Consider the following 14,158-nt stretch of genomic DNA (forward strand, 5'->3'; position numbering starts at 1 on the left):
AGTTCGCGCGCGGTCAAAGCTATTACTTGTCGTGGATCGAAAGTCTGTCTATGTACTAATTTATTCATAGCAGGCAATCCCGCAACCCTGGCACTGCCGCGAAGCTGCATCACATATTGCGCCGATACTCACCGCCGACGTCGTACAGCGCATGGCTGATCTGGCCGAGCGAGTTGTACTTCACCGCTTCGAGCAGTTCATCAAGCACTCGCCTGGCCCGTCGGCCTGACGTCGACTGTCCCGCGGGGATATCGTCATTCCGGACCAGACGCGGATTCCGCTGTCCCTGAAGCGGCCCGATACGGGCCCGCAACTGTCCCGACGACTCGTTCCCTGATTTGCAAGGATGGGGGTCGTGACGTGACGTCGCCGTCTTCGCTGATCTCAGACAGCAAAAAGCCCGCGTCGGCAAGGCCAACGCGGGCTCTAAGTCATTGATTTTGGTGCGCCCGACAAGATTCGAACTTGTGACTTCTTCCTTCGGAGGGAAGCACTCTATCCAGCTGAGCTACGGGCGCGAGATGCATAGTCTAATCGAAACAGGGTCTTGGTCAGGAGTCTCGCCGAGGGCAGGAGTCTCGGCGCAGGTCAGGAGTCTTGGTGTGGTTGGCAACGAAGGCTCGGGCACAATGCCGGCATTCGCGCGTCCCCGTGTGTCGCTAAGTCCCTTGGCCCATCGCAAGCCCCATCTTCCCGAGAAAACCTGCGCGGTCTGCGGGCGGCCGTTCGCGTGGCGCAAGAAGTGGGAGAAGGTCTGGCACGAGGTTCGTTATTGTTCGGATGCTTGCCGCGCGCGGCGGGGGTCGCCAGCCAAGGCTGATCCTGCGCCACGATGATTTTCTGACCTGACCCCTCTTCCCCATGCGCAATCTCGTGGTCGTCCTTGGCGATCAGTTGGACGATCACTCCGCCGCCTTTGACGGTTATGACCCGGCGCAGGACCGCATCTGGATGTGCGAAGCACCCGCCGAGGCGACCTACGCCTGGAGCCATAAGGCGCGCATCGCGATCTTTCTTTCGGCGATGCGTCACTTCCGCGTTGCGCTCGAGGCACGCGGCTGGGCGGTCGACTACCACGCGACGGCCGAACATCCACACGCGACCTTGGCCGAAGCTTTGGCGGCGTCGATCGCCGCACTCAAGCCCCAGCATCTGATCGTCGTCGAGCCCGGCGAATGGCGGCTGGCGCAGGACATCGAGCGAGTCTGCGCAGCCGCAAGTTTGAGCTTCGAAGTCCGCATCGATCGCCACTTCATCACTACGGTCGTCGAGTTCCGCGACTGGATGGGTGCCCGCAAGCAGCCGCGCATGGAGCACTTCTATCGCGCGGTTCGGCAACGCACCGGTGTGCTGATGACCGCGGACGTCGAGCCCGAAGGCGGTGCCTGGAACTACGATCACGACAACCGCGAGGCCTTCGGCAAGCAGGGTCCGGGCTTCGTGCCGAAGCCGCGCCGGTTTCTGCCGGACGCGATCACGCAGGGCGTGCTGGACATGGTCGCCGAGCGCTACGCCGATCATCCCGGTGCGCTGGAACATTTCGACTGGCCGGTGACCCGCGCCGATGCGCTGACCGCCTTGCAGGACTTCATCGACCAACGCCTCGCCGCGTTCGGGCCGTTCGAGGATGCGGTATGGGACAGCGAGCCCCTGCTCTATCACTCGCGTCTATCGGCGGCGATGAACCTGAAGCTGCTGAACCCGCGCGAGGTGATCGACGCCGCCATCGCGGCCTATCACGCGAAGCGCGCACCGATCGCAAGTGTCGAAGGCTTCGTGCGCCAGATCATCGGCTGGCGCGAGTACGTGCGTGGCCTCTACTGGTGGCACATGCCGGCCTATCTGGACGACAACGCGCTCGGCGCCGAACAACCGCTGCCAGCGCTGTACTGGACTGCCGACACCGAAATGAACTGCCTGCATCAGGTGGTGCGCGACACGCTCGCGCACGGCTACGCGCACCACATCCAGCGGCTGATGATCACCGGCCTGTTCGCGCTGCTGTTCGGGGTCAAGCCGCGCGCCGTTCACGCGTGGTATCTGGCCGTGTATGTCGACGCCGTCGAGTGGGTCGAGCTGCCGAACACCATCGGCATGAGCCAGTTCGCCGATGGCGGCCTGATGGGCTCCAAGCCCTACATCGCCAGCGGCAAGTACATCGACAGGATGAGCAACTACTGCGCCGGCTGCCGCTACGATCCGGCCTTGAGCACCGGTCCGAAAGCCTGTCCGTTCACGACCTTGTACTGGGACTTTCTCGACCGCCACCGCCAGCGTTTCGCTAGCCATCCGCGGCTGGTGATGCAGGTGCGCAATCTCGATCGGCTGAAGCCGGAGGCAGTTGCGGCGATTCGCGAGGAGGCCGCGTTGCTGCGCAAGCGGCTGGTTTGACGCGCACGGCGGGCATGCCGTCGGGCAAGGCCCGACCTATGAAAGTGCTTTCTTGTAAGTCGGGCCTTGCCCGACAACACAGCTAGCCAATCAGCCCAGCACGTCGCATAGCGCCGCTTCCAGATTCGGAAAGCGGAACACGAAGCCGGCATCGAGCGCCGCCTGCGGAATCACCCGCTGGCCGGTCAGCAGGATTTCGGCCATCTCGCCGACGATCAGCTTGAGCATGAAACCGGGCATCGGCAGGATCGCCGGACGATGCAGCACGCGGCCGAGCGTCTTGGCGAATTCGCCGTTGCGCACCGGCTCCGGCGCGGTGCCGTTGAACGGGCCTTGCGCGCTGTCGCGCTCGATCAGGAAGCGGATCAGCGCGATCAGATCGGCGCGGTGCACCCAGCTCATCCATTGCTGGCCGGAACCCATCGGGCCGCCGCCGCCGAGCTTGAAGGCCGGCAGCATCTGCGCCAGCGCGCCACCACCGGCCGGGCCTTGTCCGCCGAGCACGATGCCGGTGCGCAATTGGCAAACCCGCACGCCAAGCGCTTCCGCTCTTAGCGCTTCGGCTTCCCAGTCCTGGCACAGCAGCGCCGAATAGTCACCGCCAGGATGATCGACCTCGGTCAGCTTTTCGTCGCCGCGCGGGCCATACCAGCCGATCGCCGAGCCGGAGATCAGCACCTTCGGCTTCACCGCCAGTTCGCTCATCCAGTCGACCAGCCGCCGCGTGGTGTCGATGCGCGAGCTGCGAAAGCCGAGCTTGCTCACCCGGTTCCAGCGCTGGCCGCCGAGGTTCGCACCCGCGAGGTTGACCACGGCATCCACCGATTCGGTCCGGGCGAGATCGTCGATCGCCTCGGCACCCTCGGGAAGCCGCTCGGCGGCTGCGTCAAGTTCGCGAGTCAGCACCGTCACCTGATGGCTGTCACGCAGCAGGCCAGTGCAAAGTTCGCGGCCGATAAAACCGGTGCCGCCGGTGATCAGGACGTGCATGGTGCTTTTGTTCCGAAAGGTTCGCCGGACTGTAGCCTGACCAAGCCGTCGGGCGTGACTGCGATCACGGCATCCTCCTTCAACGGCGTCACTGCATAGCCACCGGTGAAGCTGCCGAACGCGGGCAGCACGCCGATCGCCTGCCGTTGCCGGAACCAGAACACCGGCAGCCGCGCCGAATCGCGTCGCGATTGCAGGCGCACCACCGGATGAATGTGGCCGGCGAGCACGGTGCCGCGCGGGTCCGCAGCGGGCTCGTGGGCGAACACGAACGGCGGCTGATGCAGCGCGCCGCTGATCCATTCCAGCCGCCACGCCGCTGGCAGGCGTTCGATCTGGCGATCGTGGTTGCCCTGGATCACGCTGATCTGCAGCTGCGCGTACTGCGCGCGGAAACCATCGATCGCCGCGACGGCGGGCTCATCGATACTGAGCCGGGTGTGGAACAGATCGCCGAGCACCAGCAGCCGTTGCGGCGCGTGTTCGGCGATCAGCGCGGCGAGCCTTGCGAGATCAGCCTGCGTGGCGCCGCTCGGCACCGCGACTCCAGCGCGTCGAAACGCAGCAGCCTTGCCCAGATGCACGTCGGCAACGATCAGCGTGCGCTCGCGCGGCCACCACAGTGCGCGGTCCGCGCAGGGAGTCAGGGTTTCGTTGGCAATGCGGATGTCCATGGCGATCTACTTTCGCACTGCAGGGGCGGCGGCTTTCTCCAACGTGGCGACCATCTTCTGCACGCGGTCCTTCCAGTCTTCGGTCGACAATCTCGAACCGATGCGTTCGGCCCACAGCGGGAACGCGAACGGCGTGAAACGCGGCGTGTCGACGATCACCACGTCCTGCGTGGCGATGGCCTCGACGGCCAACCGCAGCCGGCGATAGTCGAGCTGCTGTTCGAGCACTTCGGCGAGCGCCTGGTGGGTCAGCAGATTGTCGCCGTCGTACTTGGTCAGCACGTCATAGAGCAGGCCGGACGAAACCTGCACCTGCTTCACGGTCTTGCCGTTGCCCGGATAACCCTCGAAGACCAGGCCGGAGACGCGAGCGATTTCGCGGAAGCGGCGCCGCGCCATCTCGGCGGCATTGAGGCTGGCGGGCAGATCGAGGTCGAGATCGACGGGCGACAGCAGCGCCTTCAGCGCTGCGCCATCGAGCGGCGGCAAGGTCTCCGCAAGCAGTTCGAAACCCTAGTCATTCGGCGTCAGCGTCGCGGTGAGTTTCTGCTGCTTCGACAGCCGCCAGGCGAGCAGCGCCGCCAGCCCTTCGTGAACGTGACGACCCGCGAACGGATAGACGAACAGGTGCTCGCCTTCGCGGGATTTCGAGCGTTCCGCAAGCAGCACGCCGGGACGCGGCAGCTGCGACCACTGCCGCTGGATCGCCAGCAGCGGTGCCAGTGCTTGCATTTCCGGGCTGTCCGTCGACGGCGCGAAAACTGGATTCCCGCCTTCGCGGGAATGACGAAGGTTTGAAGGCGGCGACTCGGGATCGGCTGCAGCCAGCAGTTCGATGAGGCTCGCCGCCAAGGTCGACGACAACGGCATCTTGCCGCCGGCCCAGCGCGGAATCGTCTGACTGCTGCCGCCGGCTTTCACGTAGGCGGCCATGTCCTTGACCCGGACCAGGGTCAGTTTCCGGCCTGCGAACTGGAAACTTTCGCCCGGCTTGAGGCGCGCGATGAAGCTCTCCTCGACCTGGCCGATGCCGGCGCCGCTCAGGAACTTCACCCGCATCATCGAATCGGCGGTGATGGTGCCGACGCTCATCCGGTGACGGCGGGCGATGGTCGCGTCCTCGACGATCAGCACGCCGTCTTCGCGGGCCATCACCTTGCGGAATTGCGGATAGGCGTGCAGCGCGCCGCCGCGCATCACGAAGTCCAGCAGCCACTGCCATTGCTCATCGGGCAGCGTGGCGTAGGCGTGCGAAGTGGCGATCTCGGCGCGGATCGCATCGGCGGTCAGGGTGCCGGTCAAGGCCAGGGTGACGATATGCTGGGCGAGGACATCGAGGCAGTTGATCAGCGGCTGACGCGGCTCGATGCGGCGCTGCTCGACGGCGCTGCGCGCAGCCGCGAATTCCGCGAGTTCCAGCGCATTGGTCGGCACGCAGACAATCCGGCTGGCAACGCCCGGCTGATGGCCGGAACGGCCGGCGCGCTGCAGCAACCGGGCAATGCCCTTCGGCCCGCCGATCTGCACCACCTGTTCGACGGGCGAGAAATCGACGCCGAGATCGAGCGAACTGGTGGCAACGACCACGCGCAGGCTGCCGTCCTTCAGGCCCTGCTCGACGGCCGCACGCGCGTCGGCGTCGATCGAGCCGTGATGCAGCGCACTGGCATGCTCGGGACGGATCATCTGGATCGCTTCGAACCAGCGCTCGGCCTGGGCGCGGGTGTTGGTGAACACCAGCGTCGAGCCGGCACGATCGAGCACTTCGGCGACCTTCGGCAGCAGCGGCAAACCCATGTGACCGCCCCAGGGGAAGCGATCGACGGCATCGGGGATCAGGGTTTCGATGGCGATGGTCTTGGGGAGGTCGGCGCCATAGGTCTGGCCGCGCGCCCTCACCCGGCGCTGCGCGCCACCCTCTCCCGGGGGGAGAGAGTTGGATGAGCCGAGCAACGCCGCCAGCGCTTCGTCGAGATTCCCAAGCGTCGCCGACAAGCCCCAGACCCGAAGTTCTGGCGCCAGTGCCCGCAGCCGCGCCAGCACCAGCTCCGTCTGTACGCCGCGCTTGGTCGACAGCAGCTCGTGCCATTCATCGACGATCACTGCGCGCAGGCCACGCCACTGCGGAATCAGATCGGCGTAGCTGAGTAGCAGCGAGGCCGATTCGGGCGTGGTGACCAGGCACTGCGGCAAGCGCTTGCGCTGCTTGGCACGCGCGCCGGCGCTGGTATCACCGGTACGGCACTCCACCTTCCAGGGCACACCCAGTTCATGGCAGGCCGTCTGCAGGCTGGCGGCGGTATCGGCCGCCAGGGCGCGCATCGGCGTGATCCACAACACGCGGATCGGCTCGTCGGCTCCTTCAGCTTCCAGCAGCGGCCCGAGCCAGGCGGCGAGCGTCTTGCCGTAACCGGTCGGCGCGTGAATCAGGCCCGATTCGCCGTGCGCGTAGGCGGCCCAGCAGGCGCGCTGGAAGTCGAAGATGGTCCAGCGGCGGCGCGCGTACCAGGCTTCGATCTGGCTAAGCATCGGCATGTCGGGCTTGGGCGGCGGGTCGGCTGTCACGAAACGGAGGGGGATTGCAGCGGGCAGGCAGGCGTATCATCGCGCGCCTCCACGCTTGTAGTTGTCCAGCAACCATGAACACCTCTGCTGCCGCAGCACCGGCATCGTTCAATCGCGGCATCCTCGCCGTCGTCGGCGCTTTCCTGATCTGGGGACTGCTGCCGCTGTATCTGAAGCCGATGCACGACGTGCCGGCGGTGAAAATCATGTCGCACCGTCTGCTCTGGTGCTGTCTGTTCGTGATGGCCTGGCTGGCCTGGCGCGGCCAGCTCGGCAGTGTCCGCGCAGCCCTGGCCGATGGCCCGACGCGGCTGCGGCTGTTCTGCACCGCGCTGCTGATCAGCATCAACTGGATCGTCTACGTCTGGGGCGTGAACTCGGGCCACGTGCTGGAAACCAGCCTCGGCTACTTCATCAATCCGCTGGTCAATGTGCTGCTCGGCGTGGTGATCCTGCGCGAGCGCCTGAACAACGCGCAGTGGACGGCGGTGGCCTTCGCCGGGCTCGGGGTCGCCTGGCTGACCATCCAGACCGGCAAACTGCCGTGGATCGCGCTGAGCCTGGCGATCTCGTTCGGGCTTTATGGCCTGATCCGCAAGCTGGTCAAGGTCGATGCGATTGCCGGGCTCGGTGCGGAAACGCTGCTGATCGCGCCGTTCGCGGCAATCTATCTGGGCTGGCTCGAATACAGCGGCCAGGGCGCGTTCAGCAACACCAACTTGGTGATCGATCTGATGCTGTTCGCCGGCGGTTTCGTCACCGCGATTCCGCTGGCGCTGTTCGCCTTCGGCGCGCGGATCATCCCGTATTCGACGGTGGGTTTGATCCAGTACATCGGCCCGACGATGCAGCTGCTGCTCGGCATCTTCCTGTACCACGAGCCGTTCACGGCAACCCGGGCGATCGGCTTCGCGATGATCTGGATGGCGCTGGTGATCTACGGTGGCGATGGCCTGCTGCGCGCACGGCGTCGGCCCCAGGAGGCAGTGGCGACGGCGGTACCGCCCGAGGCAGCGACCATCAAGTAGCCATCTGCCCTGCCTTTCGGCACGGCAACTGTCGATACCGAGGCGCTGCCTGATGCTGCACCATGTCGCCGCCTCCTGAACCCAGTCCGAATGAATCCGATGCGCCGCCGCAATCGCCTGACCCGATGGCTCGCTGTTCCCGCCCTTCTGCTGACCCTGCTGGCACTGCCCGCCGGCGCCGCAGAACCTGCCGAGTTGATGGGCAAGCGCCTCGCCGCCTGCGCCGCCTGCCATGGCGATGAAGGCCGCACGGTGGGCGAAGACTATTACCCGTCGATCGCCGGCAAGCCGGCCGGCTATCTGTACAACCAGTTGCTGAGCTTCCGCGAAGGCCGCCGCCAGCACACGATCATGGCCGGCCTGCTGGCCAATCTGTCCGACGCCTATCTCGGCGAGATCGCGCTGTATTACGCCGCACGCCCGCACGCCAGCCAGCCGCAGATGACCGGCGCCACGCCGGAACAGCTGGCCCTCGGCGAACGGCTGACGGTGCTCGGCGATCTCGAGCGCAAGATCCCGCCCTGCCAGGCCTGCCACGGCGAACAGCTGACTGGCGTGGTGCCGATGATTCCCGGCCTGCGCGGCTTGCCGGCGCGCTATCTCGATGCCCAGGTCGGCGCCTGGAAGAACGGCGTGCGCCATGCCCGCGAACCAGACTGCATGGGCAAGATCGCCCGCGCGCTGAAACCCGAAGAGATCACCGCCGTCAGCGCCTGGCTGGCCAGCCAGCCGTATGCGGTTGATGCCAAGCCCCTGGACAGCCTGCCGAACACGATGCCGATGGATTGCGGGGTGCTGCCATGAAGGGCCGAGCGATCGTTCTCGGCAGCGCCATCGCTGCCGCATTCGCGTTTTCGATCTGGCTGAACAAGCCGGATCTCGATCTCGAACCGCTGGCACCGGCGACCCTGGAATCGCCGAACCTGGAGCAGATCAAGGCTGGCGAGTACCTGGTCCAGATCGGCAACTGCGTGGCCTGCCACACGGATCAGGGCGGTGCAGCGTTCGCGGGAGGCCGGGCAGTACCGACGCCGTTCGGCGAGGTCTACAGCAGTAACCTGACCTCGGACGACGAAACCGGACTCGGCCGCTGGACCAACCAGGATTTCTACCGGGCGATGCGCCACGGCCGTTCCAAGGACGACCGCTGGCTGTCACCGGCCTTCCCGTACACCAGCTACACCAACCTCAAGCGAGAAGATTCCGACGCGATGTTCGCCTGGCTGCAGACGCTGCCGCCGATCAAGCGCGTGCAGACGCCGGACACGCTGCGCTTTCCCTACGGCACTCAGCTGGCCACCCGCGCCTGGCGCGCGCTGTACTTCAAGCCGGCGACCACAGCTGACATCGCAGCGATGGATCGCGGCCGCTATCTGGTCGAAGGTCTCGGCCATTGCGCCGCCTGCCACACTTCGCGCGGCGCGCTCGGCGGCTCTCGCACCGGCGCGAACTACATGGGCGGCGAGATCGGCAATCTGGGTTGGGATGCATTGCCGCTGGTGCCATCGAAGCCGATGACCGACAGCGAAGCGAACGAGCTCGGCCAGCTGCTGAAGACCGGCATCAACACCCACAAGGCCGTTGCGGGGCCGATGAGCGAAGTGGTGTTCCACAGCCTGCAGCACCTGAACGATGCCGACCTCGCCGCGATCGTCGCAACCCTGCGCGCGCTGCCGCCAGCCGATGCACCGCCTGCGGCACGAGTCCCGCAGGTCTCGCCCGAGCAGCGTCAGAGCCTGCGGGCGCGCGGCAAGGTGGTTTACGCCGAGCACTGCGCCGATTGTCACGGCGATGCCGGCGAAGGCCGCGCCAACATCTATCCGGCGCTGGCCGGCAACGCCAACGTCAACGCGGTGTCGGCAACCAATGCCCTGAACCTGACCCTGAACGGCGGCTTCCCGCCGTCGACGGCGGGCAATCCGTTCCCCTACGGCATGCCGCCGTTCAGCCAGTCCCTCAGCCGTCCGGACGTCGCCGCCGTGCTGACCTACATCCGCAGCGAATGGGGCAACGATGCGCCGGCGGTATCGGTGGTCGAGGTCGAGCGGCGCTGAGGCGGGCGAACTGGGTAAACAGCAATCTCACGCAAAGGCGCTAAAGAACGGCAATAGCGAAAGGCTGTTTCGAGCATCCTTGTTTTTGCGTCTTTGCGCCTTTGCGTGAGGAACGCTGCTCGCGATCTCAGCCGATCAGCACCGCGGCCAGCCGCTGCCAGGTCCAGAACGCAGCGATGCTGCCGATCGCGTAGAGCGCCGGCACCGGCACCCGGGCGGCGACCATCGGCAGCCGCGACACGGCGCGCGTGGCGACGAACACCACCGCCACGGTCAGCAGCTGGCCGATCTCGACGCCGACGTTGAAGGTCAGCAACGCCAGCAGCAGGTGATCTTGCGGCAGGCCGATTTCCTTCAGTGCGCCGGCAAAGCCCAGGCCGTGCACCAGGCCGAAACCGAAGGCGACGATCGCCGGTGCGCGCCGCGCCAGGGTGTCCTCGCGCTTCAGCGCTTCGACCGCCATCAGCACGATCGACGCCGCGATCACCGCTTCCACTGGTGGCCCGCGCAAGCTCAGCCAGCCGAGCGCGCTGGCGATCAGCGTCAGGCTGTGAGCAGCGGTGAAGGCGCTGATCGTCCAGATCAGCTTGCGCCGGAAGCCGACCAGGAACAGCAGGCAGACCACGAACAGCAGATGGTCGATGCCGCCGAGGATGTGCTCGACGCCGAGGATGGTGTACGCGGATGCGATCTCGCCACCGCCGCGGCTGTCCTTGGCGCTGCCGTACAGGCGCGCGCTCTTCTGCGAAGCGGTGATCGTGTAGACCTGCGGCGTGCCGTCGAGCCAGAGCACCCGCAGCATCGCCGCCGAATAACTGTCGCCGACGCCGTCGATCGCCACCACGCCGCTCAGGCCGCCGACGCAGACCAGCTTGTCGCCCTCGGTGCGGCAGCCGTCCGGCCAGCGCGGCGTCAGCTCGTCCTGCGGCTGGCGACCGATGCCGCCCTGGCCCCAGTTCCACAGGAACTCGCCGGGCAGCACTTCACGCAGGTTCAGCTCGGCGATCGACATCTCGTGCGCCGAAGCGTTGAACCAAGGCAGCAACGCCAGCAGCGCGACACAAAGGCTTCGGATCACGACGCTTCACCGGCGACCTTCAACGTGTACTTGTCGCCGAGCTTGTGGACGGCTTCGCTGCGTAGTTCGGCCATGCGCTGATCGCGCCAGTCGAGCAGCACCTTCTCGCGCAGCGGCTCGAACTCGGCGGGCTGGCCATCGGCGCGCTTCTCGACCAGCACCGCGCGCGGCCCGTCCTGGGCATTGAGCGCCACCCAGCGGTTCAGCGGCAGGGTTGCGAGCTGGGTGGTGAAGGCTTCGCCGAAGGCCGGCGTCAGGGTCGACATCGGCCGACCGCGATAGATGCGCAGGCCGCTTTCGACATCGGTATCCGGCTTCGTCGTGGCCTTGCTGTTGAGCGCCGCCGCGAAGGCTTCGGCTTCCGCCAGGCTCGGCTTGCCGGCGATCACCGCTTCCAGGAAATCGATGCGCGGTGGATTGTCGTAGCGGCTGCGGTTAGCTTCGAACCAGGCACGCAGTTCGGCGTCGTCCGGCTTCGGCAACACCAGATTAGCCTGCACCACGTTCAGCGCCTTGAAGATCACCCGTTCGCGGATCGAGGTATCGCCGCGATCCAGGCCCAGCGCCAGGCCTTCGCGATAGAGCAATTCGTTGTCGAACCAGCGGCGGCGCATCGCGGCCAGTTCGATTTCAGTTGGCTCGCGGCCCAGTTCGTCGCGGACGATCTGGTGCAGCTCGGCATCGGCACCGGCATTGAGCAGGATGACGTTGCCGCTGTCGCGGCGCGAGACCAGCGTGCTGTCGAGCGCGAACAGCAAACCGCCGAAGACGAAGAAGTGCAGCAGCGGCTCGCGCAGCCAGCGGCGCGGGCCGTTCGTGGCAGCAGCCTTGGTCTGGCGATCGAGCGCGGAAGGAGTGGTGGCGTTCATGGTTTCTCGGGATGCATCAGGGTAAGGATTCGAGCTGGCGCAAGGCGGCAGCGGCTTCGGGACGATCGGGCTGGATCGCGGCCAGTTCGGTGAGCACGGCACGGGCGTCGTCAGGCGCGTGCTCGGCCAGCGCCATCGCGATCCGCAGCAGCGGCTCATAGGCCGGACGGAAATCGGGGCTCAGGCGCAGCACGGCGAGCAGCGGCTCGCGTACCTGGTCCAGCATCGCCTGCGGATCGGCCACCGGCTGCACATTCATGCCGGCCTTGAGGAAGGCATTGCGGGCCTGCCAGTAGGCAGCGATGTGGGTCTGCCACGCGCGGTCATCGGCATCGCGCGGCGCGCCGAACACAGTGGCCGGGCTGGCGCTCCACTGCGCGATCAAACTCATCAGCCGATCACGCGGACGGCTGTCCGGCGCATAGGTCAGTTGCGGCGCGCGATAGCTGACGACGGGATGATCGTCGCGATTGGCAGTCACGCCAGCACTGAAGCTTCGCAGCGACTCTGCGTCGGCCACGATGCTGCCCGGCAGCACGTAGGCATCGTCGTACTGCAGGCCATCAAGCGCTACGCCTCGCTGCTCCCTACTCAGACGCGCGGCGAGATTCGCGCGATCGAACGGAGCGCCGCTGACCAGACCGAGCACCGGCGTATCGAGGCTGTAGGTGGCGAGCATCGCGACGGCATTCGGGTACACGGCGAGATAGGCCGCGACGATCGCCTGCAGGCTGGCGAGATCGAGCTGATGCAGCGGCAGCCACTGGCAGAACAGGCCTCCGGGCGCGAGGCGGGCGCGCACCGCATCGAAATGCTCGACGGTGTACAGCGCGCCCGAGCCGCTGCGCGCCGGGTGAAACAGGTCGGCGACGATGACGTCGTAGCGCGTTTTGCTGGCGCGCACGTAGCGGCGTGCATCGGCAGCAACGATGTGCGGCTGCCGCGCGTCTTGCGGCACGAACAGCCGCGAGGCTGCTATCACTTCCGGCAGCAGTTCGACGGCGTCGACGCTCAGGCTTTGATCGGCTGCCGCAGCACTGGAGGTGATGCCAGTGCCGAGACCCAGAAACAGTGCTCGCTTCGGATCGCCATGCAGCAGCAGTGGCGCCCAGGCTTCGCGGGCATCGGTGAAACGTGTCTGGCTGGAGCCCTCGCGAGCGCGATCGTTGATGTGCAGGCGACGCTCGCCGCCGGCGTCTTCGATCACCGACACCGCGGCCATCACGCCATCGCGATAACTCAGGATCCGCCCGCCGTCCGGCACGGTGACGAAGCGCAGCGAAGGCGCGACCAGCAGCCAGGAGATGCCGGCGGCCGCAGCGGCGAGCACGGGCACGCGGCGCGCTTGGCGGATCGGCAACAGCAGCAGATAAGCCAGCGCCAGCAGGCCGATCAGCGGCCCGGCGCCGAGCAGCGGCAGCAGCGCGACGGCAATCAAGGGCGCGGCAAACGTCGCACCGAGCGTATTCGCGGCCAGCGCATCGCCGAGCCGCCAGCCGGCGTCGCGAGCCTCGACGCTCAGGTGGCTGAACAGCGCGCCCATCGCCAGCGTCGGGATCAGGAAGGCGAGCGCGGCAAGCGTGGCTTCGGCAATCAGCGCGGCTTCGAAACTGCCGCCAAGCGCACCGGCCACGGTCTGTTTGACGGCCGCGCCCTCGGTCATCGCCAAGCCGCCGAGCAGCACGCCGAACGCGGTCAGTGCCAGCAGGCGCGTGCGCAAGATTGCGGCATCGCGATGCGCGCGGAGCCAGCGCTGCCCGGCCTGATAGAGCGCCGCGCCGAACGCCGTGCCGAGCAGATAGATCGCCAGCGCTGCGGCGTAGGTGTAGACGGTGTTCTCGGCGATCTGGCTGATGACCCGGACGATCAGCACCTCGTAGCCGATGCCGAGCAGACCGGTCGCGGCCAGGCGCAGCAGCGGTGCCGCGCTGCGCGCAGCAACTGGAACTTCGGCAGGCGACTCGAGCCCTGCGAAAGCGCGCCAGGCATAAGCGGTACAAAGCAGATTCAAAGCGGCGGCGATCGCAGCGGTGGCGTTGTAGCCGAGCTTCGGCGCCAGCAGAAAAGCGCTGGCGATCACGCCGAACACGGCACCCAGCGTATTCGCCGCATACAAGCCGCCGATCGCGTAGCCCTGCGCACGCAGCCGGCCGAACACCTGGGCCAGCGCCGGCAGGGTGGCGCCCATCGCTGCCGTGGCCGGCAGCAGGATCAGCAAGGGGCCGAGGAAAGCAACCAGCCAGTGGCGCAGCGCGCCCGGTTCGGGGCCGATGGCGACGGTCAGCGCGCTACCCAGCAGCGGCATCAGCGGAATCAGCAGCAGCGCCCACAGCGCGATCGTCAGTTCCAGCAGCGCGTAGCCGCGGCCGGGCCGCGCGCTGCGCGCGATCCAGGCGCCGCAGCGCCAGGCACCGAGGGCAAGGCCGCCGAAGAATGCGGCGACCACGGCCAGCACCGAAACGATTTCATGACCAAGCCAGACGCCAAGCTGCTGGGTCCAGACGATCTG

At 66.7% G+C, this 14,158-nt stretch carries 10 protein-coding genes, 1 tRNA gene and 1 pseudogene; 5 read left to right on the forward strand and 7 right to left on the reverse strand.

Going from position 1 to position 14,158, the window contains the following annotated elements; translation table 11 throughout:
• Positions 1-441: 441 nt before the first annotated feature.
• Positions 442-518, reverse strand: a tRNA-Arg gene (locus QZY06_RS10255).
• A gap of 150 nt (positions 519-668) precedes the next feature.
• Here QZY06_RS10255 and QZY06_RS22205 point away from each other — a divergent pair.
• Positions 669-836, forward strand: a complete 168-nt coding sequence (locus tag QZY06_RS22205) for a DUF2256 domain-containing protein (protein WP_367275610.1) — start codon at positions 669-671, stop codon at positions 834-836.
• A 25-nt stretch (positions 837-861) separates the two neighbouring features.
• The gene (locus QZY06_RS10260) at positions 862-2,391 is read left to right on the forward strand and encodes a cryptochrome/photolyase family protein (protein WP_295683705.1); all 1,530 of its coding nucleotides are present in this window, start codon (positions 862-864) and stop codon (positions 2,389-2,391) included.
• Between the two features lie 90 nt (positions 2,392-2,481).
• Here QZY06_RS10260 and QZY06_RS10265 read toward each other — a convergent pair whose 3' ends face one another.
• From QZY06_RS10265 to QZY06_RS10275, 3 genes and pseudogenes are all read right to left on the reverse strand, one after another.
• Positions 2,482-3,381, reverse strand: a complete 900-nt coding sequence (locus QZY06_RS10265) for a TIGR01777 family oxidoreductase (RefSeq protein ID WP_295683707.1) — start codon at positions 3,379-3,381, stop codon at positions 2,482-2,484.
• Positions 3,369-4,055 (reverse strand): ligase-associated DNA damage response endonuclease PdeM, encoded by a 687-nt coding sequence (gene pdeM, locus QZY06_RS10270; protein WP_295683710.1) that lies wholly within the window; start codon positions 4,053-4,055, stop codon positions 3,369-3,371. The genes QZY06_RS10265 and pdeM overlap by 13 nt, the downstream gene beginning before the upstream one ends.
• Positions 4,056-4,061: 6 nt before the next feature.
• Positions 4,062-6,590: pseudogene (locus QZY06_RS10275) on the reverse strand (ligase-associated DNA damage response DEXH box helicase).
• 104 nt (positions 6,591-6,694) lie between these two features.
• Between QZY06_RS10275 and rarD the strand changes: the two are divergent.
• The 3 genes from rarD (at position 6,695) to QZY06_RS10290 (ending at position 9,702) form a co-directional block, all read left to right on the forward strand.
• Entirely contained in the window at positions 6,695-7,648 is a 954-nt protein-coding gene (gene rarD, locus QZY06_RS10280; protein ID WP_295683713.1) for an EamA family transporter RarD, read from the forward strand.
• Between the two features lie 90 nt (positions 7,649-7,738).
• Entirely contained in the window at positions 7,739-8,452 is a 714-nt protein-coding gene (locus tag QZY06_RS10285) for a c-type cytochrome (RefSeq protein WP_295683716.1), read from the forward strand.
• Positions 8,449-9,702, forward strand: coding sequence for a cytochrome c (locus QZY06_RS10290; protein ID WP_295683717.1), 1,254 nt, complete (start codon positions 8,449-8,451; stop codon positions 9,700-9,702). The genes QZY06_RS10285 and QZY06_RS10290 overlap by 4 nt, the downstream gene beginning before the upstream one ends.
• 127 nt (positions 9,703-9,829) lie before the next feature.
• Here the strand turns inward: QZY06_RS10290 and QZY06_RS10295 are convergent, their stop codons facing one another.
• The 3 genes from QZY06_RS10295 to QZY06_RS10305 all read right to left on the reverse strand — a co-directional run.
• Positions 9,830-10,780, reverse strand: a complete 951-nt coding sequence (locus QZY06_RS10295) for a HupE/UreJ family protein (protein ID WP_295683721.1) — start codon at positions 10,778-10,780, stop codon at positions 9,830-9,832.
• Positions 10,777-11,649, reverse strand: a complete 873-nt coding sequence (locus tag QZY06_RS10300) for a peptidylprolyl isomerase (protein ID WP_295683723.1) — start codon at positions 11,647-11,649, stop codon at positions 10,777-10,779. Before QZY06_RS10300 ends, QZY06_RS10295 begins: the two co-directional genes overlap by 4 nt.
• Positions 11,650-11,665: 16 nt before the next feature.
• The coding region (locus tag QZY06_RS10305; RefSeq protein ID WP_295683725.1) for a fused MFS/spermidine synthase at positions 11,666-14,158 on the reverse strand (2,493 nt) is incomplete at its 5' end.

Source organism: uncultured Nevskia sp. (assembly GCF_903885465.1).
Classification (GTDB): domain Bacteria; phylum Pseudomonadota; class Gammaproteobacteria; order Nevskiales; family Nevskiaceae; genus Nevskia.